The organism is Acetobacter estunensis, assembly GCF_019083805.1.
Lineage (GTDB): Bacteria > Pseudomonadota > Alphaproteobacteria > Acetobacterales > Acetobacteraceae > Acetobacter > Acetobacter estunensis_A.
Map to the genome: position 1 here is coordinate 74,038 of NZ_JAHRDV010000006.1, position 24,644 is coordinate 98,681.

The following is a 24,644-nucleotide window of genomic DNA, read 5'->3' on the forward strand; positions in this document are numbered from 1 at the left end:
GACGTTGGGGAACGACCCCATTCGTTCCAACACATTTTTCCACGAAAGGATCAGGCCCATGGATGATGAGCCGAATTACGCCCGTCGCCTGGCCTTGATTCTGGGTGGTTTCATGGTGGGCTTCACCCTGATCGTCGTCGATACGTGGACGTTGATCGCCAATCCCGGTTACGGGCAATCGCTCTTCGTACTGATCCTGCGTTATCTGCCGCTGGTGGCGGGTGTCGCCATCATGATTGGCGCCTTCGTGCTGCTTCGCAAGCCGGTTGAGGACGATCCCGGCGTTGCGCCTGACGATGTGGACAACATGGACGGCGCCTGAGCGTCTTTACGCCGCGAAGGGCAGTTTCTTGAGGAAGGCGGAGAGTTTGTGCCGCCGCAGTTCCGAGCGGGCCAGCGCTCCGGTCTCCATATAATTCAGCTGGATCGTGTAACGCGGTCCGGCGTAGCGCCGGTGGCCGTGCCACGTTGTCGGACCGTTGGGAAAGACCAGAAGCGTACCGTTCACGGGTGGCACCTCGACAGCATAGTCCTCCACATCGTCCGGTCCGTTCAGAAGACGTAGACAACCGTCCTGCCGTGCGAACGCTTCCGTCGCCGGGTTGAGATAGAGCAGCACCGTCACGCGCTTGGCGGCAGAGTCGCAATGGATACGCCCGTCCTTTTCCCGTGTCCGGCCGCGCACGGTCAGCATGGTGGGGGCGTCATGCAGGTCGAGACCGAATTTTTCCGCAATGAGCCGCCGCAGTTCCGGCCCTTCCATCTGTTGGATCAGGTTTTGCATGAGCGGTGTGAGTGACAGGGATTCCGGCGGAAAGGAGCCGCCTGACTCGATCTGGGGCAGTGAGACATACAGCGCCTTCAGATCATCGGGACGGATGAAGTGCTCGACCACCAGATGCGCAAAAGGAGTCTGCACGACCGGTGCCGCCGCGAGAGCCGCGAAATCGGGATGAACGGAAGCAACGGTCACGGCGGTTCTCCTGCGCATGCGCGGGGGCTGGGTTTCAGGCGGCATCATAGAGGCACGCGAACCCGGTTTCCATATTTCGAGGCATTGCGAAAATGAGAGTTTGTTAAGGGAGTTGAGGGAAAATCGCGCGGGATATGAGCGTCATTCCCGCATCGCTGTCCCGGTTTCTCCGATCCGGCGTTCATCTGTTCATCGTGAAAGGCGTGCTGGAAGGGCGATGGCTCACGCGCGGTCGTGCGCTTGTGTACTGTCTTATCAGCGGCATCTTCAACTGGGGGTTGCTGCCTTACATCCTGTTGGCCTCACATGGTGGATACGATTTCCACGGTGTGCCGATCTGTTTGGATTTTGTCAGCTTCTGGACCGCATCCATTCAGGTGCAGTGCGGTCATGTGGCGGAAGTGTACAACGAAATCGCGCATCATTTGGCGGAAAAGGTGGCCTTTCACGGCATGACCTTCGGGAATGTCGCGTTCTATTACCCGCCTACATGGCTTCTGTTTTGCCTGCCTTTCGCTCTCGCGTCCTATTCGGTCGCGGTGGGGCTTTTCGAATTTGGAAGTATGGCGGTTTTTGTGGCGGTTGTGCGCCGCCTGCTGCCTCAGCGGTGGGCGTGGATTCCGATCCTGATGTTCCCGGGCCTCGTCATCAACATCGTCAATGGACAGAACGGTCTCCTGACCGGCTCATTTCTGGGGCTCGCCATGGTGTTGATCCCCACATGGCCGTTTCTGGCGGGCATGTCGTTGGGCGTGCTGGTCATCAAGCCGCAGCTTCTGCTGGCCGCGCCGGTCGTGCTGCTCTGCGCACGGCAGTGGCGGGTGATTGCGGGCGGCCTATGTTCCGGTCTGGGGTTGATAGCCGTGTCGTGGCTGACATTTGGACCGGCCGCATGGAACGGTTTCTTCCGCGTGAGTGCGATCGCGCGCAAGACCTACGAGATGTCCTACGTTCCGGCGTGGAAAATGCAGAGCGTGTTCACGTCCGTCCGCCTTCTGCACGGCAGTATCGCCATGGCCTATGTGGCGCAGATCACCATGACGCTGCTTGTGGTCGCTCTGGCCGGATGGGCGGTGTGGCGACGGCCAGCATCATCCTGCGCGGAGGCTGGGCGTGCGGATATGGCGGTGATGATCGCTGCCCTGCCGTTCTGCTCACCCTTCCTGCTGGATTACGATCTGGCCTGTCTGGCTTTTCCCATGGCGTGGGTGCTGGAGCGCGGGGTGCGGGGCGGTTGGTGGAGCGGTGAGAAGTTCGTGTTCTTCCTGATTTTTCTTTATTTGCCCGCCGCCCGTATCTTTGGGCGCGCTTTCCTGCTGTGTCCGACGCCCCCCATCGCCTTTCTGTTGCTGCTGGTTGTTGTGCGTCGGGCCGCACCTGAGCGGTGGAGGCAGGCCCGGGGGGTTTTGCGCAAGTGCGGTTGGAGACGCAGCACAGCCTCCATCGCGGGGGCGGGCGTTCAGGCCTGACGGTTTTCGATCAGGCTCCGCCGGATGGCCCGACCGCGCTCGATGCGATCCACGATGTAATCCGAATCGCCCCAGCGGATGGCGCGTGCCATGGCCTGCGCATCTTCGAGAAAGCGGGAGAGCATCTCAAGCACGGCTTCGCGGTTGGAGAGAAAGATGTCGCGCCACATAATCGGGTCAGAGGAAGCGATGCGCGTGAAATCCCGAAATCCACTGGCTGCAAATTCCAGTACTTCGGAGCGCGTTTCGTCCGCCAGATCGTCCGCCGTGCCGCAGATGGTGAAGGCCAGAAGATGCGGAAGATGGCTGACGATGGCGCAGACGCGGTCATGATGTTCCGGCGTCATGATGCGTGTGCGGGCGCCGCACAGTTCCCAGAGCGTGGTGATGGTGGTCGTGGCGGTGTCCGGCATACCGTCGAGCGGCGTGAGCAGGCACCAGCGGTTGTCGAACAGGGTCGCGAAGCCCGCGTCCGGGCCGGAATATTCCGTGCCGGCCATGGGGTGGGCGGGCACGTAAGGCACATCCGGGCGCAACGATGGGCGAATGGCGTCGATGACCGACACCTTCGTGGAGCCGGTGTCGGTCAGAATGGCGCCGGGCTTCATGGCAGGAATGGCGGTGCCCGCGACTTCCCCCATCGCCCCGACGGGCACGCAGAGCATGACGCAGTCCGACTGCGCAGCGGCGCCTGCGAGATCGTCCGTCACCTCATCGGCGATGCCGAGCTGGCGCACACGTTCCCGGAACGCCGGGTTGATGTCCACCGCGATCAGTTTCTTCGCAAGCGTGCCATCGCGGCGCCCCCGGTGGAGCACGGACGCGCCGATAAGGCCGGGTCCGACGACTGTGAGCGTCTCGAACAGAGGGGCAGCCGCGGACGTCATGACGTCATCCTTCCGGGTTGTCCGTGGCCACCTTGCCCGACGAGGGAAGAGGAGGGGCGGGGCGCTGGGCGTCAGGCTTGTGAAGGGCGCGCATTTCGCCCAGCTGCCACAGAACGAGGACAGGCAGACCGATGCCCACTTCGCGGCCGCGTCGCAGAAGCGACAGGGCGAGGCAGGTCGAGGCATCCAGTCCGAAGGCGTGCCCGAGCGTCATGTAGGAGCCTTCCTGCACGCCCAGCCCGGCCGGGATGAGGAAAGAGGCGGACATCAGCCCGCAGGTCACACCCTCCACGGCAATGGCGTCGGGAAAGGAGAGGGAGGCGCCCATCAGGTGGACAGTCAGCCACGTTACACCAGCACTGGAGATCCAGCCGACAAGATGGATGGCGGCGGAAGCGGAGATACGTCCGGGGTGGGACCACGCTTCTTCCATCCGCTCCTGTAGAGAATCCGCACCATTGACCATGGTGGTCTGCCACTGACCGGCAATATGGCGGCCAAGACCTTCCACGCCACGCCGAATGGCGGCGCCCCCGCGCTGCTGAGTCCAGATGAAACCGGCGGCCCCCATGGTGAGCAGGAAGGCACCGATGATGACGGGCCGCACGAGCGGGTTGGACGGCGTGCCGATGGCCAGAAGAGCGACGGCCAGAAGGATGAACACGATCTGCGCCAGCACTTCCGTGGTGATGTCCACCACATTGGCGCAGGCCGCCTCGGGCCACTCGACGCCACCGCTCTGGGCATCGCGCAGACCATGATGGCGACAGGTGGCGCGGATGCCGATCACAATGCCGCCAAGCTGTGAGAATGGCAGGCAGGTGGAAGCGGCATCGCGCACCATGCGGGCCTTGAACAGATGCCGGAAGCTCATGGAGGGGAAGGCGGCATGCCAGGCGGCGCCGAGCAGCACGTCTACGCCAAGTTGGGCGGCAACCGTGAGCAGGAAGCCACTGACGCCAATCCGGGTGACGGCCGTAAACACTTCCCGGATGCCGCTATGGGCCAGCGCGAAAGCGATAACGCCGAGGCCGATGAGGGTGAGCAGGATAGTGAGCTTCTTCAACGCGCTGGGCCGTCCGTGACTGTTGCAGCTCATCCCGTCCGCAGGCCATGCGGCAGGGGTTCGGAAAAGAGGCGCATGGGCGTGAAGGGCCTGTCGGCACAGGGACCGTTCACGGACATCGTGCGGATGCCGCGCGCCTGCTCCGAAACAGGGCGCTTTCCATACACCACCCACCCGTTGCACGCCAGAGCGTGGGATGAAAAGCCCTTTCCCGCTTGTGGGCTCTGGCGTCAGAGGTAAACATCGCGATAATCAGACCCCCTGTCCGTCCGTCGCGTTTCTCAGGGGAACTGCTTGCAATGACCGCACCGACGCTCGTTACGGGAGCCACGGGATTCGTGGGTTCCGCCGTGGCCCGGGTTCTGCTCGCCCGTGGCCATGACCTGCGCCTGATGGTGCGCAAAGGCAGCGACCGTACCAACATCGCCGACATTCCCGCCGAATTGGTGGAAGGCGATCTCTCCACACCCGCCTGCTTTGCCGATGCGGTGAAGGGATGCCGTTACGTGTTTCACGTCGCGGCGGATTATCGCCTGTGGGTGCCCGATCCCGCGCCGATGATGGCGGCGAATGTCGAAGGCACGCGCCTGTTGATGATGGCGGCGCAGAACGCGGGCGTGGAACGCATTGTGTACTGTTCCTCCGTGGCGGCGCTGGGTCTGATCGGGGACGGTACGATTTCGGATGAGAAGACGCCGGTACATGAGCACGGTGTCATCGGCATCTATAAAAAATCGAAGTATCGCGCCGAGCAGGAAGTGCTTCGGATGGTGCGTGACAAAAGCTTGCCCGCTGTGATCGTCAATCCGTCCACGCCTGTCGGTCCGCGCGACATCAAGCCCACGCCCACAGGCCAGATGATCCTCGATTGTGCGGCGGGTCGGATGCCGGCCTATGTCGATACGGGCGTGAACATCGTTCATGTGGACGATGTCGCGGAAGGCCATGCACTCGCGCTCGAGCGCGGCAAAATCGGTGAGAAATACATTCTCGGCGGTGAGAATTATCTGCTGGGCGACCTGTTTCGCATGGTGGCCGAAATTGCGGGCGTGAAGCCGCCCGCTATCCGCTTGCCGCAGGAAGTGATCTGGCCCGTCGCCATCGCTTCCGAATGGCTGTCACGCCGTTTCGGGATCGAGCCGCGCGTCACGCGCGAGATGTTGGCGATGTCGCGCAAGAAGATGTTCTTCTCCTCCGACAAGGCCATTCACGAACTGGGCTACAGCCCGCGGCCAGCACGTGAGGCGGTGACGGACGCTATCGACTGGTTTCGCAAGAGTGGGATGCTGCAATAGGGGCCTATGAGGATGCTAGTCTTTCTCACGACGCTTGCGACTGTTGTCTGGGGGCTTCTTCTCGCGTTTCATGGGCGGTTCTGGCAGGCTGGACCGATCCTGCGGCATGCGCGTCCGAAAGGAGCGCCACCTGTCACGGTTGTCGTGCCGGCTCGTGATGAGGCGGAGTCGATCGAACGGGCGCTCTCTACTTTGCTGGCGCAGGACTATGACGGCCGCTACCGCATCGTGATGACCGATGACGGCAGCACCGACGGAACCGGCACTCTGGCTCGCAATCTGCCCGATCCGCAGGGAAAACTGACCATCGTGAAGGGGGCGCCCCGTCCTGATGCTGAGTGGAGTGGCAAGCTCTGGGCCGTGCAGCAGGCCGTCGCCCGTGTGCAGGCCGACGATCCGCAGGATGAGGGCTATATCCTCTTTACCGACGCCGATATCGAACATGATCCGCAGCATGTCGCCACGCTTGTCGCCAAGGCTGAGGCGGACGGGCTGGATATGGTGTCGGAGATGGTGGAACTTAACTGCGAAAGTCCGGCCGAACGGGCTTTGGTCCCGGCTTTTGTGTTCTTTTTCGCGCTCCTTTATCCTTTTGCCCGTGTGGCCGACCCTAAAAGCCCTACGGCAGCAGCGGCAGGCGGCACGATCCTCCTGCGGCGTTCGGCTCTGGCGCGTATTGGAGGCATCGAATCCCTGCGTGGAGCACTGATCGATGACTGCACGCTGGCCGCTCATGTGAAGCGTTCGGGTGGGCGTCTCTATCTGGGACATTCGTGTCTCGCACGCTCCATCCGTCCCTATCCGCATCCCCGCGACATCTGGCGGATGATCGCGCGCACAGCCTATGTGCAGCTTCATTATTCCCCGCTCATGCTGGCGGGTACGGTGCTGGGGATGGTGCTGGTGTGGATGCTGCCCATGCTGGTGGCGCTGTTCGGCAAAGGCACGGCGCGCAAACTGGCGTTTGTCGCATGGGCCGCTTCCATGGGGTCTTATGTTCCTACCCTGAAACGCTTCCGCATGTCGCCGCTCTGGGCGATATCCCTGCCTGCTGTGGCGCTTTTCTATACGGCGGCGACGGTGGGATCGGCGATGGATTATCATCGCGGACGCGGCGTGCAGTGGAAAAACCGGGCTTATCGGGATGCCACGCACGCCGGTTGACGGCGTGGCGCGTGGGGCGGCCCTGAAGGACGCGCGGGGCAGGGAGTGTAGGCAGCCGCCTCCGGAGCGTGTAAACCACCGCGCCATGTCAGTGGATTCGTCATCTGTGGCCGGGGCCGTTACGCCCGAAGGGCTGGTGGAGGCTGTGCGTCGCGAGATTGCGGCGCATGGCGTCTCACCGTGGCAGGCGCCCGATGTCTCCTCCGGCAAGGGGCAGGCGGACGAGAACTTTCCGGTGGGATCGGTTCTGTTTGCCCGCCCGCTGCGGACGCATGTTCACGCTTATTACGATTTTGCCCGATTCAGCGACGACGTGACCGACAGCGCGCAGCTGACGCCACAGGAAAAGATCGCCCGTCTGGATGCGATGGAAGACATCGTACGTGGAAAGGCGGCAGCACCCCCGCGCAAGGACGCGCGTTCTGCCGCCCGCGTGCGGACCATGCTCGAAGAAACGGGTCTGCCCTGCGAGGTGGCGACGGACCTGCTGGTGGCCTTCCGCGAGGACGCAGTGAAGGATCGCTACGCTTCGATGGCGGAACTGGAGCGGTACTGCCGTTACTCGGCCAATCCGGTCGGTCGGTTTCTGCTAGGGCTTCACGGGGAAAGCGAGGCGACGTTCGTGGCCTCGGACGCGCTGTGCACGTCACTCCAGATTCTCAATCACCTTCAGGATTGTGGGGACGATCTGCGCAAGCTTGGTCGGTCCTACATTCCGCTCGATCTGCTCGCGGCGGAAGGACTGACGGCGGAGGCCGTGCTGGCGCGCGCAACATTGGCCGGTCTGCGCCGCGTATTCGATCTGATGCTGGATGACGTCGACCGACTGAACGCAACGGCGCGCGGCCTCCTGCACACCGTGCAGGACCGTCGTATGAGAATGTATTGCGGCGCGGTGGTGCGACTGGCGCATCTGCTGGCGGCGCATCTGCGCGCGGGTGATCCGCTGGCCGGGAGGGTGGCATTACGCCGCGCTGATTTCGGTCGCGGGATGCTTGCGGCGCTGGCCGCGTGGAAAGCCTGAGACGATGCGTGGAACATGGGTGTGGCAAGCCGCCACAAAGGAGCAAATGGCATGAACGAGACACTCGGTACGCATGATGAACCGACGCCGCTGGGCTGCGATCCCGCTGATCTGGCGCGCGTCGAAGCGATCGTCCGGCAGGCGGGGACCTCGTTTGCGACCGGAATGCGCATCCTCCCGCCCTATCGTCGTTACGGCATGTATGCGATTTACGCCTTCTGCCGCATCGTGGACGACATTGCCGACGGAGACGCGCCGTCGCTGCGTGGTGCCGAGCATGCCAAGGACCGTGAAGCACGGCTGAATGAATGGCACGCGCGCATCGCGCGTCTTTATGAAGGGCAGACGCACGACGCACTGGATCGCGTGCTTCATGCTGCCATCCGTTTCTTCTCGCTGCACAAGCATGACTTCGACGCCATCATCGATGGCATGACGATGGACGCGCTCGGCCCTATCGTGGCGCCTGATGAGGAAACGCTGGACCTTTATTGCGACCGTGTGGCCGCCGCCGTCGGGCGTCTGTCGGTGCATATCTTCGGTGACAGCTCGCATGACGCCAAGCGCGTCGCCCACCATCTGGGACGCGCGCTCCAGCTCACGAACATCCTGCGCGATGTGGGGGAGGACGCACATGCCGGGCGTCTCTATCTGCCACGCGATCTTCTGGCCCGTTTCGATGTACCGGCCGACCCGCAGAAGATTCTGTCCTCCGCCGGTCTGCCCGGCGTGCTGCAGATTATCTCCGTACGGGCGCGGGATCATTTCCGTGAGGCCTTCCGCATCATGAAGAAGTGCGACCGTCGCGCCATGATGCCGGCCCGTCTGATGGGCGGCTGCTATCTCGGGATTCTCGATTCTCTGGAAAAGCGTGGCTGGGACCATGCAGGCTCCGCCATGGACGTGTCGCCCGCCCGCAAGGCCGTGGGTGTGTTGCAGGCCTTCGCGGCCTGACGGCGATGGCCCGGCGCGTTCATATCATCGGCGGGGGCCTGTCGGGGCTGGCTGCTGCGGTGGAGATTGCGGGAAGCGGCCGCCATGTGGTGATTCACGAGGCCGGTCCGGCCTGCGGTGGACGCGCGCGTTCCTATGAAGACCGCAAGCTGGGCTGTCGTATCGACAATGGCAATCACCTGCTGCTGACCGCCAATGACGCCGCCTTTCGCTATCTCGGGCAGATTGGAGCGCTGGACACGGTGTGTGGACCGGACCGGCCGATCTTTCCCTTTGTCGATCTCGCGGATGGCACGAACTGGACGCTCGATCTGTCCATGGGGCGGGTGCCGTGGTGGCTGTTCAGTCCGCAACGCCGCGTGCCGGGCATGAAGCTGGGTGAGGTGATGGCGCTGCGCCGGTTGATGGAAGCTGGGCCGGACGAAGTCGTGTCCGCCTGTCTTTCGGACGGTGAGTTCTCGCGCCGCTTGTTGGATCCATTTTCCATCGCCGCTCTCAATACGCCCAGTGACGAGGCGAGTGCGGCTCTCCTTGGGCATGTCATTCGTGAGTCGCTGGCAAAGGGTGGAAAAGCCTGCCTGCCGCGTTTTGCCAAAGTGGGTCTTTCCGAGACTTTGGTCGATCCGGCGCTGGCCTATCTTTCCGTGATGAAGGCGGACGTAGGCACGGGGCGGCGTGTGACGGCCATTGAGACCGGTCTGGACCGGGTGACGGCGCTCTGTTTCCCCGACGAGCGGATCGAGCTTGGCCCGGAGAATGTGGTGATCCTTGCCGTGCCAGCACCTGTCGCCGCGTCCCTGCTGAAGGATGCGCTGCCGGATCTGGTGGTTCCGGACGAATTCGAGGGGATCTTCAACGCGCATTTCCGTCTCGACCGTGCCCCGTTGCCGCTCGGCAGTTTCGCGTCCACCGGTTTCGTGGGTGTTGTGGGCGGTGTGACTGAGTGGGTGTTCCTGCGCGATGACATCCTGTCCGTGACGGTGAGTGCCGCCAATCGCTACGCAGCACGGTCGCCCGAGGCGTTGGGGGCTGCGATCTGGCAGGAGTTGCGTCGGGTCATGGATACACTGCTGGACATGCCGCTGCCCGCCACTGTGCCGGAGCGACATCGGCTGGTCTGGGAAAAGCGTGCCACGTTTGCCGCAACGCCGTCGCAATTGCGGCGCAGACCGCAGGCGAAGACGGCACTTGCCAATCTCGCTCTGGCGGGGGACTGGACGGCCACGGGTTTGCCCGCCACGATTGACGGTTCCATTCGGTCCGGGGTTGCCGCAGTTCGGGCGCTGGGATTGCGCGGCGCTTACGAAAGCGGCATGCAACCGGCTGCCTGAGTCGTTGCGGGCTTTGGATAAGACATAGGGAGAATGACGGTAGGCCATGCTGGACGATACGACACATTCCGCATCTTCTGCTCCGGGCGGACCGGGTGCTGACGAACTGGAGAAGATTGTCCGGCGTGCCCATGCAGCCCTGGGCGGCAAGCAGAACGAGGACGGTCACTGGGTGTTCGAGCTTGAAGCCGACGCTACCATTCCGGCCGAATATGTCCTGCTGGAACATTTCCTCGACCGTATCGACGAGGATCTGGAGCGCAAGATCGGCGTCTATCTGCGCCGCATTCAGGGCGAGCATGGCGGCTGGCCGCTGTATCACGATGGCGAGTTCAACATCTCCGCCACGGTGAAGGCCTATTACGCCCTCAAATGCATTGGAGACGATCCCGATGCGCCGCACATGAAGCGTGCGCGGGAAGCAGTGCTCGATCATGGCGGGGCGGAGCGCAGCAACGTCTTCACGCGCTTCCAGCTCGCCCTGTTCGGGGAAATCCCGTGGCACGGCACGCCGGTCATGCCGGTCGAGCTGATGCTGCTGAAACGCTCGGCGTTCTTCTCCGTGTGGAACATGTCTTACTGGTCACGCACGGTGATTGCGCCTCTGCTGGTGCTGGCGGCCCTGCGTCCGGTGGCGATCAACCCGCGTGGCGTGCATGTGCAGGAACTATTCGTGACCCAGCCCGATCAGGTGAAGGACTGGATTCGTGGGCCGTATCGCTCGCGCTGGGGGCATGTGTTCAAGGTGGTGGATCAGGTTTTGCGCCCGACCATCAAGCTGGTTCCCAAGAAGACACATCAGAAGGCCATCAAGGCTGCCGTAGACTTCATTGAGCCGCGTCTGAACGGGATCGACGGTCTGGGGGCGATTTATCCCGCCATGGCCAACACGGTGATGATGTACCGCGCTCTGGGCGTGCCGGACAGCGATCCTCGCGCAAAGACGGCGTGGGAATCGGTGCAGGCGCTGCTCGTCGATCATGGCGATGAGGTGTATTGCCAGCCCTGCGTGTCGCCCATTTGGGACACTGGTCTTGCCGGTCATGCGATGATGGAAGCGGGCAGTGGGGCCAATCCCATCGAAGCGGAAGCCACGAAAGCCAATCTTGCCAAAGCCGCCGAGTGGCTTCGCGGACGTCAGATTCTTGACGTGAAGGGCGACTGGGCCATCAACAAGCCCGATCTGGAACCGGGTGGCTGGGCTTTCCAGTATCGCAACGATTATTACCCGGATGTGGACGATACGGCGGTGGTGGGCATGCTGCTGCATCGCCAGAACGATCCGGCCAATGCGGAGGCGATCGAGCGCGCCCGCAAGTGGATCGTGGGCATGCAGAGCACCAACGGCGGTTGGGGTGCCTTCGACATCGATAATGATAAGGACCTTCTCAACCACATTCCGTTTGCCGACCATGGCGCGTTGCTCGATCCGCCGACAGCCGATGTGACGGCGCGCTGCATCTCCTTCCTTGCGCAGCTTGACAATCCTGAGGATCGCCCGGTTATCGAGCGTGGCCTCGCTTATCTGCGCTCCGATCAGGAGAAGGATGGCTCGTGGTTCGGCCGATGGGGGACGAACTACATTTACGGCACATGGTCGGTGCTGTGCGCTCTCAACGCCGCCGATGTGTCGCATGACGATCCGATGGTGGTGCGGGCTGTGGAGTGGCTGCGTTCGGTTCAGCGGCCCGATGGCGGCTGGGGCGAAGGCTGCGAAAGCTACGAAGGTGGCCTGCACGGACAATATAAGGAGAGCCTGCCTTCACAGACCGCATGGGCCGTTCTGGGTCTGATGGCTGCGGGACGTCGTGACGATCCGGCGACGGTGCGGGGTATTGCGTGGCTGGCAGAGCACCAGAATGACGATGGCGAGTGGGATGAGCAGCCCTACAACGCCGTTGGTTTCCCCAAGGTGTTCTATCTGAAATACCACGGCTACCGGCAGTTCTTCCCGCTTCTCGCGGTGGCGCGGTATCGCAATCTCGGCAGCACCAATTCGCGTCAGGTGTCCTTTGGCTTCTGATGACGCTCAGGGCGGCCCGATCGGGTTTCTGGTCGGGCTGAAGGCCGAAGCGGATCTGCTGCGTCGGTTTTTTCCGGATTCGCCCATTGCGATCAGTGGGGCTACGCGTGATGGCGCCGAGCGAGGGGCGGCGCGTCTGGTGGCGTGTGGTGTGTCAGTGCTGGCGTCGTTCGGGTTGGCGGCGGGACTTGATCCGGCTCTGGCTCCGGGGACGATTCTCGTGCCGGATGCTGTTGTCGCGGAGGGAAAGCTTTTCCCATGTTCGCCATCTTTGCGGCGCAGGCTGGGGGCAGGATTGCGTGGCGTGGTGGCCGGTGCGCTGCTGCACAGCGACGTGGTGGTGCTGACGGCAGAGGAAAAACAGCGGTTGGCGCATGAGACAGGCTGCTGCTCGCTGGACATGGAAAGTGGCTTTGTGGCGCGAGCGGCGCAGAAGGCCGAGCGTCCGTTCGCTGTTCTGCGTGCCGTCTGCGACCCTGCATCGCGAACTCTGCCTCCGGCAGCGGCTCTGGCTCTCTCACCTGATGGTGGGCTGGGTGTGGGAGCGTTGGCGAAATCGCTCCTCTGTCATCCGTCCCAGATCGTGTCCCTGATAAAACTTGGCTGCGATGCGTCTTCCGCACGTAGAGCGATGCTGCGTTTTCTTGAATTTAAGGCTTCGACGGCATCGTCCTGATAACAGGATGCGCGACATTCTCTAATTGTGGCGCAACAATAATCTGTCTTGCGTCGTGCCGATTGTCTTCGTCGGCGTCGTGCAAGCCAATAAAATTTTAGTGCGCGCATGCCGGTGAGGGTGGCGGGCCAGTCGAAGAGGATTTCATGAACGCTCCTTTGGCGACGTCAAGGAAACTGACGCGATTCATCGGTTATTTTGACAGTCTTGATGGGCTGGAAGTGCGTGGGTGGGCGTGCGATCTGGCGACGCCACGCGTCCCGGTTGTCCTGCATGTGCTGCTGGACGGGCAGGAAGTCGGGCGCGTGACCTGTGACCTTCCGCGCCCCGATGTTCAGGAAAACATTGGAGTCATGACGCCGCAGCTTGGATTTTCCTTCCATCTGCCTGCGTCGGCGGCGGACGGAAAGCCGCATCGTGTGGGGTTGCGCTTTCCGGATCGGTCGGTGGTGCCGTGTCTGGTGGGCGCGGTGGAAGAGGCGTTCCAGGAAGATATCCTTGTCACTCTTCAGCCGCGTTATGTTTATGAGTCGTTCGTGGACGGTTTTGGGCGCGGGGCACTTCGAGGCTGGGTGCAGCGTCTTGACCCTGTGACGGGTGAACGCACGGGATGTTGCGAAGTCTCGGTCTTCGTGGATGGCGTGCCCTTCATGCATGTCCGCGCGGATCGTTTCCGTGGCGATGTCGCGGCGGCCGTGGGGGGCGACCCGAACTGCGGATTTGAGGTTGTCATACCCAAGCGGCGACGGGGCACCGGTCAGCGGAGCATCCGCTTTGTGGTGACGCCCGGTGATGTGGAGCTTCAGGGCAGTCCGCTGACCACGGCACTGGTGGATGACCGGCTGGAAGAACACCTACTGTCCATGAGCGAAACGGTGACCAATCTCCATCGTGAGATTGCCCGTCTGCGTGCAAAGATGCTCGATCTGCTGCCTGAGCAGCGCTACAGCCTCAATGATTACGATGCCTGGGCGCGCCGCTATTTCGATGGACTACGTGCCCGCGTGGCCGAGCGTCGGCGACAGCCGGGCATGCTGAAGCCCGAAGAGCAGCCGCTCGTGAGTGTGATCTGCCCCACCTACAAACCGGACATGACGGATTTTATCGCCGCCGTCGATTCGGTTGTGGCTCAGACATGGAGCAACTGGGAGCTGATCGTCGTGGAAGACGGCAGCAAGTCGCCCGAGGTGGCGGCCCGCATTGCGGAATATTCGCGTAATGATCCTCGTATCCGTCTTGTGCGCCTGAAGAAGAATCTGGGCATTGCGGGGGCGACCAATGAAGGGATCAAGGCTGCGAAAGGTGAGTGGATCGCCTTTTTCGATCATGATGATCTTCTCGTGGATGTCGCTCTGGAAGCCATGTTTCAGGCCGCGCAGGGATTTGAACCGCTGGTGATCTATTCCGATGAGGACAAGATTGATCAGGCAGGGTACTTTCTTGAGCCGAATTTCAAACCCGATTTCGATTACCGTTACCTACTGGGCTGCAACTATATCTGCCACTTGACCATGGTGCGGGCAGATGTTCTGGCGGAAGCGGGCGATCTGCACGCGAAATACGATGGCGCGCAGGATCATGATCTGATGCTGCGGCTGACGGAAATCGTGCCGCGCGAAGATTTTCTCCATGTGCCGGAAGTGCTGTATCACTGGCGCAAAACGCCTAATTCCACGGCGTCTACAGTGGCCAACAAGCAGTATGCCGTCGATGCGGGCGTGCGCTGCGTGTCGGACCATCTGGCCCGTGTCGGGCATGACGCGATTGTAGAGTCGATCAACGACATCACGATCTACAATGTGAAATGGAAGCTGGAAGACACGCCTTCCGTGTCCATCATCATTCCGTTCCGCGATCAGGTGGAGATCACCCGTGAATGTGTGAATCGTCTGTTGAGCAGCACGGATTATCCGGCGTTTGAGATCGTGTTGGTGGACAACTGGTCCTCGCAGCCGGAGACGCTGGATTTCTGCCGGGACATCGTGCGCGATAAGCGTGTGCGGGTGCTGACCATCAAGGAGGAGTTCAACTTCTCCCGTCTCAACAATCTCGCGGCGGCCACCTGTCGGTCCGAGTTCCTGTTCTTCATGAACAACGATCTATTCGTGGAAGATGCGTCATGGTTGTGGACGATTCTGGGAGAAGCTCGTGCTGCGGACGATATCGGCGCGGTTGGCGGCAAGTTCCTCTACCCCAACGGGACGATCCAGCATGTGGGTGTCGCGGTCGGGCCGGATGGCGTGGCGACGCATGTGCATCGCGGTCTGGCTGGTAACGACTACGGTTACATCGCGCGGGCGCTGCTCTGCCATGAAGTGTCGGCTGTGACGGCCGCGGGTATGCTGGTGCGCGCGGATGCCTTCCGGGAAATGGAAGGCTTCGATGAGGTCAATCTGCGCGTGGCTTATAATGATGTGGATTTCTGCCTGCGTCTGCGTGAGGCGGGCTGGCGCATCATCCAGTGCAACAACTTCGTGGCTATTCACCATGAGAGCCTGTCGCGTGGCAGCGATGATCGGCCCGAGCATGAAGCGCGCTTCTTTGCTGAAACGCAGTACATGCATGATCGCTGGAGCGAGAACTCGCTCTACCAGTACGACCCGGCGTATTCGCGGCATTTCCTGCTTGAACAAAGCTATCATGATCTCGCAAAGCCGGTGTAACGGTTGCGATCTTTCACTCCCTGATGTGACGGGAACCTGACCCTTTTGTCAGGTTCTTGACGCCGCTTTCCGCCTGTGTCCGCATGACCGCCATCGCGCCTGCTCCCACGATCATGGGGGCACGGTCCGGCGGTTCCATGCTCCACAGGAGGCCAGAGGCAATGACAGAGACTCAGATTCCCCTGACGCAGGATGAACTGACCGCGTTCGAGCGTTGGTGGCGTGCTGCGAATTATCTGTCGATTGGCCAGATCTATCTGCTTGCCAATCCGCTGCTGCGTGAGCCGCTGGCCCTTGAGCACACCAAGCCCCGTCTGCTTGGCCATTGGGGCACCACGCCGGGCCTCAATTTTCTCTGGCTGCATCTCAACCGCATCATCCGCCACAGTGGGCAGGATGTGCTGTTTATTGCCGGTCCGGGGCATGGGGCGCCGGGTGTGGTGGCCAGCACATGGCTGGAAGGCACCTATTCCGAGGTGTTCCCGGAAGTCACGCGCGACGAAGCTGGCATGGGTCGGCTCTTCAAGCAGTTCTCCTTTCCCGGCGGCATTCCCAGTCATGCGGCTGCGACCACGCCCGGCTCGATCCATGAAGGCGGAGAACTGGGATATTCTCTTTCCCATGCCTATGGCGCCGCGTTTGATAACCCGGATCTGGTTGTCGCCTGCGTGATCGGGGATGGGGAGGCCGAGACGGGACCGCTCGCCACGTCATGGCATTCCAACAAGTTCCTCGATGCTGCGCGGGATGGGGCCGTTCTGCCCATTTTGCATCTCAACGGCTACAAGATTGCCAATCCGACAGTGTTGGCGCGCATCCCGCACGCCGAGCTTGAGGCTCTTCTGCGCGGGTATGGGCATGAGCCCATCTTCGTCGAAGGCGACGATCCGACCTTGATGCATCAGGCGATGGCGGTGGCCATGGACCGTGCCTTCGCCATGATCCGTGACATCCAGACACAGGCACGAGGTGGCCATCAGCCGACAGTGCGTCCCGTCTGGCCGATGATCGTCATGCGCAGTCCCAAGGGATGGACATGCCCCAAGACGGTGGATGGTCTACGCACGGAAGGCTATTGGCGCGCGCATCAGGTGCCTGTGTCCGATCTGGCGCAGGGAGACCATTTGGCCATTCTGGAAAAATGGATGCGCTCTTACAGGCCCGAAGAACTGTTTGACGAACAGGGACGGCCACATGCGGACATCCTTGCTCTCGCGCCCGAAGGCACCAAGCGGATGAGCGCTTCGCCCCATGCCAATGGCGGCCTGTTGCGGCGTCCCCTTCGGCTGCCGGATTATACGCAGCATGCCATTGCCGTCACCGAACCGGGCAAGACCTGCGCGGAGTCGACGCGCAATCTGGGCAATTGGCTGCGCGATGTGATGATCGCCAATCGCGATCAGGCCAATTTTCGGGTGCTGTCGCCCGATGAGAACAATTCCAACCGTCTAAACGCGGTGCTGGACGCCACCAATCGCGCATGGGAGGCTGAGCGTTTCCCGTATGACGACCATCTTGCGCCTGACGGGCGTGTGATGGAGATCCTTAGTGAGCACACCTGCCAGGGCTGGCTAGAGGGCTATCTCCTGACGGGGCGGCACGGTTTCTTCTCGTGCTATGAGGCGTTCACCCACATCGTGGACTCGATGGTCAACCAGCACGCCAAATGGTTGAAAACATCGCGCGAGGTGCCGTGGCGACAGCCGATTTCATCGCTGAACTATCTGCTCACTTCGCATGTCTGGCGGCAGGATCATAATGGGTTCAGTCATCAGGATCCGGGCTTCCTCGATCATATCGCCACCAAGAAAGGCGAGGTCGCACGCATCTATCTACCGCCCGATGCCAACACTCTGTTGTGCGTGGCCGATCATTGCCTGCGCACGCGCGACACCATCAATGTGATCGTGGCCGGCAAACAGCCGGAGCTTCAGTGGCTGGACATGGATGCGGCCATCACGCACGTCACCAAGGGACTGGGGCTGTGGGAGTGGGCCAGCAACGACAAGGGCAACGAGCCGGACGCGGTCATTGCCTGCGCGGGCGATGTGCCGACGCTCGAGGCGTTGGCGGCCACGAAGCTGATCCGCGAATATCTTCCCGATGTGAAGCTGCGTTTTGTGAATGTGGTGGACCTGATGGCGCTCCAGACGCCGGAGCAGCACCCGCATGGCGTACCGGACGAAACCTTCGATGCGCTGTTCACGTGCGACAAGCCGGTGATCTTCGCTTTCCATGGCTATCCGGCGCTTGTGCATCGCCTGATTTACAAACGGGCCAATGCCGCCAATTTCCACGTCCATGGCTATCAGGAAGAGGGAACGACCACGACGCCGTTCGACATGACGGTGCTCAACAAGCTGGATCGCTTCCATCTTGTGCTCAACATCGTGCGACGGATTCCCTCGCTGGCGTCCAAGGTGGCGTATGCGGAAGAGGCGGTACGGGACAAACTGGTCGCGCATCGGCGCTACGTGGACAGTCACGGGCAGGACATGCCCGAAATCCGAAACTGGACGTGGGCATGAAGACTGCGGGCCTGAACGTCACGCCTGTCTGTCAGAGGGACAGGCGATAGCGCACGAAGTCATCGGCCTTGATGAATTCGTCATAAAGCCGTCGTGCGGGATTGTCGTTGCGGGTGTGCCAGTAGAGGCGCGACCAATGGCGCGTGGTCCCCAGATCGATCAGGTCACGGATCAGGGCGCGTCCGATGCCCTGACCGCGTGAAGCTGGATCGACGAACAGGTCTTCCAGATAGCACAGCGGGTCTTTCACCCATGTACCTTCGTGGAGGACGTTATTGGTAAAGCCCACAACCTGCCCCCGGGCTTCCGCAACACGACAGAAAAGCGCGGATTCCGGCGAAAGCAGGCGTTTCCATGTAAAGGCCGTTACCTCTTCGGGAACGGAGGATTCGTAGAACCGGTTGTAACCGGCCCACAGGTCACGCCATGCCGTCTCATCGGCGGGTTGGGCATCGCGGATTGTCAGGGAGAGAGTCATCGTGTCCCATTTTCGTTCGGTTTCGAAACGAATACGATGACGTATATGGCTGGAATGGCAAGGGAGGCTCCTGCCATTCCAGCCGAAAAGTCAGCTCACCAGACGCAGGCCGCGCCGTCGATCTCCCGGTGAACGCGGACCGCCCGGACCGTCTGGAGGCGGTTCGTCGAAGGGCAGGAAAGGGGAGGCGGCGTGTTCGGCGTCCTCATGCGGCGCGTCCGGCATCCGGCGGTGCAGATAGATGTTGGACAGCGCGCGAAACGCATAATCCAGAATGGATGTGGCATAAGCCGCGACCGGGTCGCCTTCCACGGTGCCGGCTGGTCCGAAACAGGAATAAGCGAAGCGTTCGACATATTCTTCCAGCGGCGCGCCATATTGCAGACCCACGCTGACCGCTTCGCTGAAGCTTTCCATCAGGCCACGCACCATGGCGCTTTCGCGCGCGGGCGTGAGCGCGATTTCACCCACCGTGCCGTCTTCATATTCCGCCGTGCGCAGGAACAGGCGATGCCCCCCCACGGAGGTTTTCTGGGCGATGCCGGTGTGGCGCTCGGGAAGAGGCCGAATGACACCACGGGGCAGAACGCGCGGCATGGGGCTGCTGATCGGATCGGGTCGTGCGGGCACACGGTCCACGAAACCGGCAAGAGCACGATACATCCGCATATGCGCGTCCGGGCCGGGCAATGGCAGAGGCATCTCGCCTGCCAGAGCGGAGGCGAGGGCGGCTTCGACCGTCAGACCGCGCGCGGCGAGGCGGGCCAGCGTGCTGACGGCCAGTTGCCCATCTGAGCGCAAAAGCGAAAAGACGGGGGCGATTCCACAGGCCTCGCAGCCGAGAAGGGCGTCGATCGGACCGGGTGAGGAAAACCCGGTCTCGACACGGGCTTCCGGCGTGTCGGTTTCCACGGCGGCGCGTGACCACGCATCGCGCATCACGGCGGCGAGGCCGGGAACGACCTGACGATGAGGTGTCAGCGGCAGATTGTCGCCACCCGTGCCTTCGCGTGCCACCAGCGTGGTGAGCGCCGTCAGGGAGCAGGCGGCGTCTCGCCCCTGATCGCTGTCGTAGTCGAAGCCGAGGGCCGCGAGACAGGCGTCAAGGTTGGTCAGCAGAAGTTCGCCCGCGACCGGCTGAGGCTCACCCAACGGGAGACCGAGCGCGTCGTCGGGCTGTGTCCGCTGTTCCGCTGCTGTGAACAGATCGAGCGGCAGTTCGCCATTGCGGCGGTCGGCCCGGGCTTTCGAGTCCGTGCGCAGAGCGAGACAGAGCAGGCGCAGCGCCGCGACAAAAGCGTCACCCGCAAAACCCTGATCCGGCAGGACAAAGGCGGCAAGGTTGATGACGAAGCCCGGTCGGCGGTCGAGCGCTCCGTGCCATACTGAGAGTGTGGGCGATGCCTGCCGCAGCATGAGCAGCCATGCGAGCGAGCGGCCGCTAATCGCGTTGCTTCCAGCGGCCCCGCCGTTTTCGCTTGCGATATCGGCGGCAAAGCGCTCGATCCAGCGGGTGGACTCGTCCGGCAGCCGTATGGTTCCGGTCCCGGGAATCATCCCGGCCAAGGCCGATGCGGCTTCATCCTCCCAGTCCTCGGGCAGCGTGACCTCGCGTGCGGGGGCATCGGGATCGGGGGTGGCCATGACGGTGCGTAGAGGCACACCATCCCAGTAGCGTCGAGCGTTCATGAGAGAGAGCTTATCGCTCCCCTCCGGCTTCCCGGAAGGAGGGGGAGTGGAGGATTGCGGGGAGAGGATACTCCGCAAAGCGGGGATATGGGGGATAACTTTCGTCGTCCCTGCTCGGCAGAACGTGAACGTGCCCAGAAACCGGGAGATGGACGTCTTTGCCCTGCGGTCGTATGGTTGAGATATGACGACGCTCGGCACTCTTCTTCATACGCGCCTGCATGGACGCCTTGTGGGCAAGGACAACGACGGACGCGCCTACTATGAGTCGCGCCGCCCGACCCGCAAGGGTGGGGGCGAGGAGCGCTACGAGCGCTGGGTAATCTACAACAAAGGTGAGGATGGCTCCGCTGTTCCGCCGGAGTGGTGGAACTGGATACATCACGTCGAGGACAAGCCGATCCCGATGGAGGCACGCAAGCCGTGGCAGTTGCCCGCGCAGCCCAATCTGACAGGCACGGCTGCGGCCTATCGTCCGCCCGGCAGTCTGTATGCTCAGGCCCAGCGTCCCGCCGCGACCGGTGATTACGAAGCGTGGACTCCCGAAGACTGAGCCTCTTTCCGGCTTGCGGCTGAAAGGTCGGGCTTCTGCGTTGCTCTTTGGGCCGCCTCCGTGGATGATGCGGCCCATCGGGTACTGTAGAAAGCGTGATGATGTCCGTTTCAACCACTTCCAGTTCCGCCGTCGCAGCGGCGCCGTTGCGGTCTTCGCGTTCGACGCTGGAGTTGCTGGCGGGTTTCGCCACAATGGGCGTTCTTGTCGTCATGCTGGCGTTCGCGGTGCTCGGAACGGGCCGCAAGAGTGACACAGGTTATCGGCTCACGGCCGGATTCTCTCATGTAGACGGGCTGGATGTCGGTTCCGACGTGCGGCTAGCCGGCATCACGGTGGGTCATGTCATGGCGCAGACCGTGGACCCGAAGACCTTTCAGGCGCGCGTGAGTTTTACCGTGCGGCCCGATGTGCAGCTTCCGATCGATACGGCGGCGATCATCACGAGCGACAGTCTGCTGGGCGGCAAATATATTGCGCTTTCCCCCGGAGGAGACACGCGGCTGTTGAAAGATGGTGGCAGTCTTTCCGAGACCCAAGGCTCGATCAGTCTTGAGCAGCTTCTGAGCAAGTTCATCTTCTCCGTGACGGACACACTCACGCAGGCCAACAAGGCGAAAGGTGCTGCGGCAGGTGCTGCTTCTGCGGGGAGTGGCGGAGACCTGCCCTGATGGACACACCCACAATCTGGCCCCAGTCCGATGGTACGCCTGTTTCCTGCACGGAAAAGCTGCTGGTCCTGCGGGAAAACTGGGAAGAGCTGCGTGACGTGATGCGCGACGCTTTCGAGGACGCGGTGCTTATGGGTGTCGATGAGGCGGCGATGCGGCGCCTGCTCGGGGACATGGTGGCCGGGCTGGCCAGCCCCCGTGCCGGATCGCAGTAAGGAAACGGAACACGATGCGCGGAATACGACGGGCGGCTCTGGCGGCGTTGACGCTGGCTGGAAACATGGGGTTGGCTTTGGCGGCCGCACCGCTGGCACCTCCGGCGATGTATCCTGCGGATACGTGGCAGGGACGGGACACGGCTGTGCTGCGGGTGCTCAACCGGTTGGATTCCCATGTGCAGACCCTCACTGTTCAGGCGGGTAGCACGACGCACTATGAAACACTGGAGATCGGTGTTGCGCGCTGTCTTCAGCAGGCGCCCACATTACGGCCCGATGCTGCGGCATGGCTGGATATTCAGGACACACGACCGCAAGGCGCGGTTTTTCATGGATGGATGCTGGCCGGAGAACCTTCGGTGGGGATTCTCGAAAGCCCGATCTACGATGTTCGGATTGTGACCTGTCAGGGCAACGAAGTGCTTCCGCCGCTGGAGCAGCCCAAGGTTCCCGTTCTGCCCGGTAAGGAGGCGGGTTCAGAGGACAACACAGCGGTCCTCCCGTCCGCTCCTTCACCACAGAGTGGTTCATCCGCCAATGAACTCAATGAAAACGATACGGGTGGCGACGCACCGCCGTGATGCGGGACATGGAAATGCGGCCTGTTTACGTAATGACAGTGAAGATGTGATGATCTCTCGTTCTGGTGAAGGCGGGGCGGGGTTGCGGTAACGCCCTTGCTGCCATCGGGGGTGTCCGGCATGCTGGCCGCTCTCCTGCTGCGACGAATCCCCGGCTCGTTCCGGGACCCGTGAAGCGCCAAGGCGTGAACGGTTTCGCCGTGGTGGCATGACTGGCACGCAGAGGAGCACTCGATCCGTGGTCGTTTCGACGCAAGACACGCCTCCCCCCCCGCAGCCACCTTTGTCGCGGGAACATTTGCCACTCGACCGGGTGGCGTTTCTTTTTGATTTTGACGGTACGCTGGTGGATATCGCTCCCACGCCGGAGTCCGTCGTGGTGCCTCCCGGCCTTAAGGAAGCCCTTGTCCGTCTGCGGGACGCCTGCGGAGGCGCGCTGGCCGTCATCAGCGGACGGCCGATCGATCAGGTCGATCATTTCCTGCCGAACATTCCGTTTGCCGTGGCCGGGGAACATGGCATCGCCATCCGTCATCGCCCGGACGGACCGATCGAGCGCGCGGCACTTCCGGCTGTGCCAAGCGAGTGGATCCGACAGGCGCAGGACCTCGTGGCGTCTTTTCCCGGCACACGTCTGGAACGAAAAGTCGGCGGTTTCGTTTTACATTATCGTGCCGCGCCCGAGGCGCAGGGGCAGCTCAAGAAGGCCGCCGACGCGTGGGTGGAGCCGACCGGCGGGCAGTTCCATGTGCAGGCCGCCAAGATGGCCTGGGAAATCCGACCGGCAGGCGTGGACAAGGGATATGCCGTGGAGGTTCTCATGGAGGACGCTCCGTTCGCAGGTCGCAGGCCGGTCTTCGTCGGGGACGATGTGACCGATGAAGACGGCATCCGCGAGGCGGTCCGGCTTGGTGGTGCGGGATATCGCATCGGCACCGATTTCCCCACACCCGCTGCGTTTCGCGCGTGGATTGCATCCCTCGTGCCGGCTCCGGCCAGCACCGGCAAGGAGTGAACATGGGACGACTGGTCATAGTATCGAATCGCGTGCCGGATCCGCGCGAGCGCAATCAGCCGGCTGGCGGTCTGGCCGTCGGTCTGGCGGATGCGCTGCGCGATGAGCCCAGCACGCTGTGGTTCGGCTGGTCGGGACATAAGAGCGAGGCGGGAGAGGGAGATCCGGAACCCCAACTTGAGACATATGGCAAGGTGACCTACGCCACCGTGCCGCTCACGCCCGCGCAGCATTACGGCTATTATCAGCGGTTTTCCAACGCCATCCTCTGGCCGCTGTGTCATTACCGTCTCGGTCTGATGAATTATTGCCGCAAGGACTGGCAGGAATATCTGGAGGTTAACCGGATGTTCGCCCGGCAGCTCAAGCCGCTGCTTAAGCCGGGCGATGTCATCTGGGTGCAGGATTATCATCTCTTTCCGCTGGGACAGGAACTGCGCAATCTGGGTGTGAATGTGCCCATCGGTTTTTTCCTGCATATTCCCTTTCCACCATGGAGCCTGTTCCGCGCGCTTCCGCCGGCGACAGCCCTTCTCCATGACATGCAGGCCTATGATCTCATTGGCGTGCAGACGGATGAGGATGCGGGTAATCTGCGCGAAAACCTGAAGGCGGCGGGTTACAATCATCCTGCCCGCGTCGTTGCCTGTCCGATCGGCATCGATCCCATAAAGTTCGGGGAGACGGCGGCCAACGCCTATGAGGGAGAGCCGATACAGCGTCTACGGGGCAGCCTGCATGATGAACCGCTCATCATCGGTGTGGACCGACTGGACTATTCCAAAGGGCTGGAAGAGCGCTTCCTTGGCTATGAGCGGTTGCTCACCCGCTATCCCGAACACCATCGGCATGTGACCTATCTTCAGGTGACGCCGGTTTCGCGCGGGGAAGTGGAGGAATATCGGCAGTTGCGCCGCCAGCTCGATGAGACGGTGGGGCGCATCAACGGAGCCTTCGCCGCGTCTGACTGGACTCCCATCCGCTACCTTACGCGCCCTGTGCCGCGTGAGGTTCTGGCGGGGTTCTATCGTCTGGCCGATGTGGGGCTGGTCACGCCCCTGCGTGACGGGATGAATCTGGTCGCGAAGGAATATGTCGCGGCACAGGATCCGCAGGATCCGGGTGTTCTGGTGTTGTCCCGTCTGGCGGGCGCGGCGCCGGAATTGAGTCAGGCATTGCTGGTCAATCCGCACGATGCGGATGACATCGCCGAAGCCCTGCATCGGGCGCTGACCATGACACGGGAGGAGCGTCAGCAGCGCTGGACAGGACTCAACACCGAAGTGTGCAGCACCACGGCCGAGACATGGTCGCGGGACTTCCTGCATGCGCTTCACTCCTCGCGGCGGGAAGCGACGGCTTGACCGTTTCGGCAGGACAGGCGAA

General features: G+C 62.2%; 23 protein-coding genes. 17 read left to right on the forward strand and 6 right to left on the reverse strand.

Translation table 11 applies throughout. The features are described 5' to 3' along the window. The first annotated feature begins 58 nt into the window (after nucleotides 1–58). Nucleotides 59–322 (forward strand): hypothetical protein, encoded by a 264-nt coding sequence (locus tag KUA11_RS09445; RefSeq protein ID WP_166312934.1) that lies wholly within the window; start codon nucleotides 59–61, stop codon nucleotides 320–322. A gap of 6 nt (nucleotides 323–328) precedes the next feature. Here KUA11_RS09445 and KUA11_RS09450 read toward each other — a convergent pair whose 3' ends face one another. Next, on the reverse strand, nucleotides 329–991 hold the full coding sequence (locus KUA11_RS09450; RefSeq protein WP_217410053.1) for a 2OG-Fe(II) oxygenase family protein: 663 nt from the start codon (nucleotides 989–991) through the stop codon (nucleotides 329–331). A gap of 116 nt (nucleotides 992–1,107) precedes the next feature. Between KUA11_RS09450 and KUA11_RS09455 the strand changes: the two genes are divergently transcribed. Next, complete coding sequence (locus KUA11_RS09455) at nucleotides 1,108–2,442, forward strand: glycosyltransferase family 87 protein (RefSeq protein ID WP_217410054.1); 1,335 nt, start codon at nucleotides 1,108–1,110, stop codon at nucleotides 2,440–2,442. On the opposite strand, the gene KUA11_RS09460 is transcribed toward KUA11_RS09455, so the two are convergent. Together KUA11_RS09460 and KUA11_RS09465 are read right to left on the reverse strand one after the other, a co-directional pair. Then, nucleotides 2,433–3,329 carry a prephenate dehydrogenase/arogenate dehydrogenase family protein gene (locus KUA11_RS09460; RefSeq protein ID WP_217410055.1) on the reverse strand — a complete coding sequence of 299 codons (897 nt, stop codon included), beginning with the start codon at nucleotides 3,327–3,329 and terminating at the stop codon, nucleotides 2,433–2,435. The genes KUA11_RS09455 and KUA11_RS09460 overlap by 10 nt on opposite strands. 4 nt (nucleotides 3,330–3,333) lie before the next feature. Then, nucleotides 3,334–4,395: a lysylphosphatidylglycerol synthase domain-containing protein gene (locus KUA11_RS09465; protein ID WP_254454824.1), complete on the reverse strand. Its 1,062-nt coding sequence runs from the start codon at nucleotides 4,393–4,395 to the stop codon at nucleotides 3,334–3,336. Nucleotides 4,396–4,694: 299 nt separating this feature from the next. On the opposite strand from KUA11_RS09465, the gene hpnA reads away from it, so the two are divergent. The 8 genes from hpnA to KUA11_RS09505 all read left to right on the forward strand — a co-directional run bounded on the left by hpnA (nucleotide 4,695) and on the right by KUA11_RS09505 (nucleotide 15,525). Beyond that, nucleotides 4,695–5,690: a hopanoid-associated sugar epimerase gene (hpnA, locus tag KUA11_RS09470; protein ID WP_217410057.1), complete on the forward strand. Its 996-nt coding sequence runs from the start codon at nucleotides 4,695–4,697 to the stop codon at nucleotides 5,688–5,690. A gap of 12 nt (nucleotides 5,691–5,702) precedes the next feature. Continuing rightward, a complete protein-coding gene (locus tag KUA11_RS09475; RefSeq protein WP_217410058.1) occupies nucleotides 5,703–6,854 on the forward strand; it encodes a glycosyltransferase in 1,152 nt (383 codons plus the stop codon). Nucleotides 6,855–6,939: 85 nt separating this feature from the next. Further along, nucleotides 6,940–7,878, forward strand: a complete 939-nt coding sequence (locus KUA11_RS09480; protein ID WP_217410191.1) for a squalene/phytoene synthase family protein — start codon at nucleotides 6,940–6,942, stop codon at nucleotides 7,876–7,878. A gap of 51 nt (nucleotides 7,879–7,929) precedes the next feature. Further along, a complete protein-coding gene (gene hpnD / locus KUA11_RS09485) occupies nucleotides 7,930–8,832 on the forward strand; it encodes a presqualene diphosphate synthase HpnD (RefSeq protein WP_166312942.1) in 903 nt (300 codons plus the stop codon). A gap of 5 nt (nucleotides 8,833–8,837) precedes the next feature. Beyond that, nucleotides 8,838–10,163, forward strand: coding sequence for a hydroxysqualene dehydroxylase HpnE (gene hpnE, locus KUA11_RS09490; RefSeq protein ID WP_217410059.1), 1,326 nt, complete (start codon nucleotides 8,838–8,840; stop codon nucleotides 10,161–10,163). 46 nt (nucleotides 10,164–10,209) lie between these two features. Beyond that, nucleotides 10,210–12,186 carry a squalene--hopene cyclase gene (gene shc / locus KUA11_RS09495; protein WP_217410060.1) on the forward strand — a complete coding sequence of 659 codons (1,977 nt, stop codon included), beginning with the start codon at nucleotides 10,210–10,212 and terminating at the stop codon, nucleotides 12,184–12,186. Then, entirely contained in the window at nucleotides 12,176–12,862 is a 687-nt protein-coding gene (locus KUA11_RS09500) for a phosphorylase family protein (RefSeq protein WP_254454825.1), read from the forward strand. Before shc ends, KUA11_RS09500 begins: the two co-directional genes overlap by 11 nt. 146 nt (nucleotides 12,863–13,008) lie before the next feature. After that, nucleotides 13,009–15,525 carry a glycosyltransferase family 2 protein gene (locus tag KUA11_RS09505; protein ID WP_217410061.1) on the forward strand — a complete coding sequence of 839 codons (2,517 nt, stop codon included), beginning with the start codon at nucleotides 13,009–13,011 and terminating at the stop codon, nucleotides 15,523–15,525. Nucleotides 15,526–15,538: 13 nt separating this feature from the next. On the opposite strand, the gene KUA11_RS17720 is transcribed toward KUA11_RS09505, so the two are convergent. After that, complete coding sequence (locus tag KUA11_RS17720; RefSeq protein WP_302480886.1) at nucleotides 15,539–15,664, reverse strand: hypothetical protein; 126 nt, start codon at nucleotides 15,662–15,664, stop codon at nucleotides 15,539–15,541. A 22-nt stretch (nucleotides 15,665–15,686) separates the two neighbouring features. Here KUA11_RS17720 and KUA11_RS09510 point away from each other — a divergent pair, with 22 nt between their 5' ends. Beyond that, nucleotides 15,687–18,053 carry a phosphoketolase family protein gene (locus KUA11_RS09510; protein ID WP_217410062.1) on the forward strand — a complete coding sequence of 789 codons (2,367 nt, stop codon included), beginning with the start codon at nucleotides 15,687–15,689 and terminating at the stop codon, nucleotides 18,051–18,053. Between the two features lie 31 nt (nucleotides 18,054–18,084). On the opposite strand, the gene KUA11_RS09515 is transcribed toward KUA11_RS09510, so the two are convergent. Further along, nucleotides 18,085–18,531 carry a GNAT family N-acetyltransferase gene (locus KUA11_RS09515; RefSeq protein WP_217410063.1) on the reverse strand — a complete coding sequence of 149 codons (447 nt, stop codon included), beginning with the start codon at nucleotides 18,529–18,531 and terminating at the stop codon, nucleotides 18,085–18,087. A gap of 90 nt (nucleotides 18,532–18,621) precedes the next feature. Further along, nucleotides 18,622–20,220 (reverse strand): TSCPD domain-containing protein, encoded by a 1,599-nt coding sequence (locus KUA11_RS09520; RefSeq protein WP_217410064.1) that lies wholly within the window; start codon nucleotides 20,218–20,220, stop codon nucleotides 18,622–18,624. 184 nt (nucleotides 20,221–20,404) lie between these two features. Here KUA11_RS09520 and KUA11_RS09525 point away from each other — a divergent pair, with 184 nt between their 5' ends. The 6 genes from KUA11_RS09525 (at nucleotide 20,405) to KUA11_RS09550 (ending at nucleotide 24,622) form a co-directional block, all read left to right on the forward strand. Next, nucleotides 20,405–20,773 carry an NADH-ubiquinone oxidoreductase subunit NDUFA12 family protein gene (locus KUA11_RS09525; protein WP_166312950.1) on the forward strand — a complete coding sequence of 123 codons (369 nt, stop codon included), beginning with the start codon at nucleotides 20,405–20,407 and terminating at the stop codon, nucleotides 20,771–20,773. Nucleotides 20,774–20,871: 98 nt separating this feature from the next. Next, nucleotides 20,872–21,444: an outer membrane lipid asymmetry maintenance protein MlaD gene (gene mlaD, locus KUA11_RS09530; RefSeq protein WP_217410065.1), complete on the forward strand. Its 573-nt coding sequence runs from the start codon at nucleotides 20,872–20,874 to the stop codon at nucleotides 21,442–21,444. After that, nucleotides 21,444–21,659, forward strand: coding sequence for a hypothetical protein (locus tag KUA11_RS09535; RefSeq protein WP_166312952.1), 216 nt, complete (start codon nucleotides 21,444–21,446; stop codon nucleotides 21,657–21,659). The genes mlaD and KUA11_RS09535 overlap by 1 nt, the downstream gene beginning before the upstream one ends. A 14-nt stretch (nucleotides 21,660–21,673) precedes the next feature. Further along, nucleotides 21,674–22,243 (forward strand): DUF2155 domain-containing protein, encoded by a 570-nt coding sequence (locus tag KUA11_RS09540; RefSeq protein WP_217410066.1) that lies wholly within the window; start codon nucleotides 21,674–21,676, stop codon nucleotides 22,241–22,243. A 283-nt stretch (nucleotides 22,244–22,526) separates the two neighbouring features. After that, nucleotides 22,527–23,258, forward strand: a complete 732-nt coding sequence (otsB, locus tag KUA11_RS09545) for a trehalose-phosphatase (protein ID WP_242006121.1) — start codon at nucleotides 22,527–22,529, stop codon at nucleotides 23,256–23,258. 2 nt (nucleotides 23,259–23,260) lie between these two features. Beyond that, nucleotides 23,261–24,622 (forward strand): alpha,alpha-trehalose-phosphate synthase (UDP-forming), encoded by a 1,362-nt coding sequence (locus KUA11_RS09550; protein ID WP_217410067.1) that lies wholly within the window; start codon nucleotides 23,261–23,263, stop codon nucleotides 24,620–24,622. The last annotated feature ends 22 nt before the right edge of the window (nucleotides 24,623–24,644 follow it).

Bases quoted from the DNA above. Each gene is read 5' to 3' on its own strand.
- hpnE (WP_217410059.1), top strand. From the start codon at position 8,838: ATGGCCCGGCGCGTTCATATCATCGGCGGGGGCCTGTCGGGGCTGGCT.
- KUA11_RS09460 (WP_217410055.1), bottom strand. From the start codon at position 3,329: ATGACGTCCGCGGCTGCCCCTCTGTTCGAGACGCTCACAGTCGTCGGA.
- hpnA (WP_217410057.1), top strand. From the start codon at position 4,695: ATGACCGCACCGACGCTCGTTACGGGAGCCACGGGATTCGTGGGTTCC.
- shc (WP_217410060.1), top strand. From the start codon at position 10,210: ATGCTGGACGATACGACACATTCCGCATCTTCTGCTCCGGGCGGACCG.
- KUA11_RS09450 (WP_217410053.1), bottom strand. From the start codon at position 991: ATGCGCAGGAGAACCGCCGTGACCGTTGCTTCCGTTCATCCCGATTTC.
- mlaD (WP_217410065.1), top strand. From the start codon at position 20,872: ATGATGTCCGTTTCAACCACTTCCAGTTCCGCCGTCGCAGCGGCGCCG.
- KUA11_RS09540 (WP_217410066.1), top strand. From the start codon at position 21,674: ATGCGCGGAATACGACGGGCGGCTCTGGCGGCGTTGACGCTGGCTGGA.
- KUA11_RS09480 (WP_217410191.1), top strand. From the start codon at position 6,940: ATGTCAGTGGATTCGTCATCTGTGGCCGGGGCCGTTACGCCCGAAGGG.
- KUA11_RS09510 (WP_217410062.1), top strand. From the start codon at position 15,687: ATGACAGAGACTCAGATTCCCCTGACGCAGGATGAACTGACCGCGTTC.
- KUA11_RS09505 (WP_217410061.1), top strand. From the start codon at position 13,009: ATGAACGCTCCTTTGGCGACGTCAAGGAAACTGACGCGATTCATCGGT.
- KUA11_RS09520 (WP_217410064.1), bottom strand. From the start codon at position 20,220: ATGAACGCTCGACGCTACTGGGATGGTGTGCCTCTACGCACCGTCATG.
- KUA11_RS09475 (WP_217410058.1), top strand. From the start codon at position 5,703: ATGCTAGTCTTTCTCACGACGCTTGCGACTGTTGTCTGGGGGCTTCTT.
- KUA11_RS17720 (WP_302480886.1), bottom strand. From the start codon at position 15,664: ATGGAACCGCCGGACCGTGCCCCCATGATCGTGGGAGCAGGCGCGATG.
- hpnD (WP_166312942.1), top strand. From the start codon at position 7,930: ATGAACGAGACACTCGGTACGCATGATGAACCGACGCCGCTGGGCTGC.
- KUA11_RS09445 (WP_166312934.1), top strand. From the start codon at position 59: ATGGATGATGAGCCGAATTACGCCCGTCGCCTGGCCTTGATTCTGGGT.
- KUA11_RS09455 (WP_217410054.1), top strand. From the start codon at position 1,108: ATGAGCGTCATTCCCGCATCGCTGTCCCGGTTTCTCCGATCCGGCGTT.
- KUA11_RS09550 (WP_217410067.1), top strand. From the start codon at position 23,261: ATGGGACGACTGGTCATAGTATCGAATCGCGTGCCGGATCCGCGCGAG.
- KUA11_RS09515 (WP_217410063.1), bottom strand. From the start codon at position 18,531: ATGACTCTCTCCCTGACAATCCGCGATGCCCAACCCGCCGATGAGACG.
- KUA11_RS09535 (WP_166312952.1), top strand. From the start codon at position 21,444: ATGGACACACCCACAATCTGGCCCCAGTCCGATGGTACGCCTGTTTCC.
- KUA11_RS09525 (WP_166312950.1), top strand. From the start codon at position 20,405: ATGACGACGCTCGGCACTCTTCTTCATACGCGCCTGCATGGACGCCTT.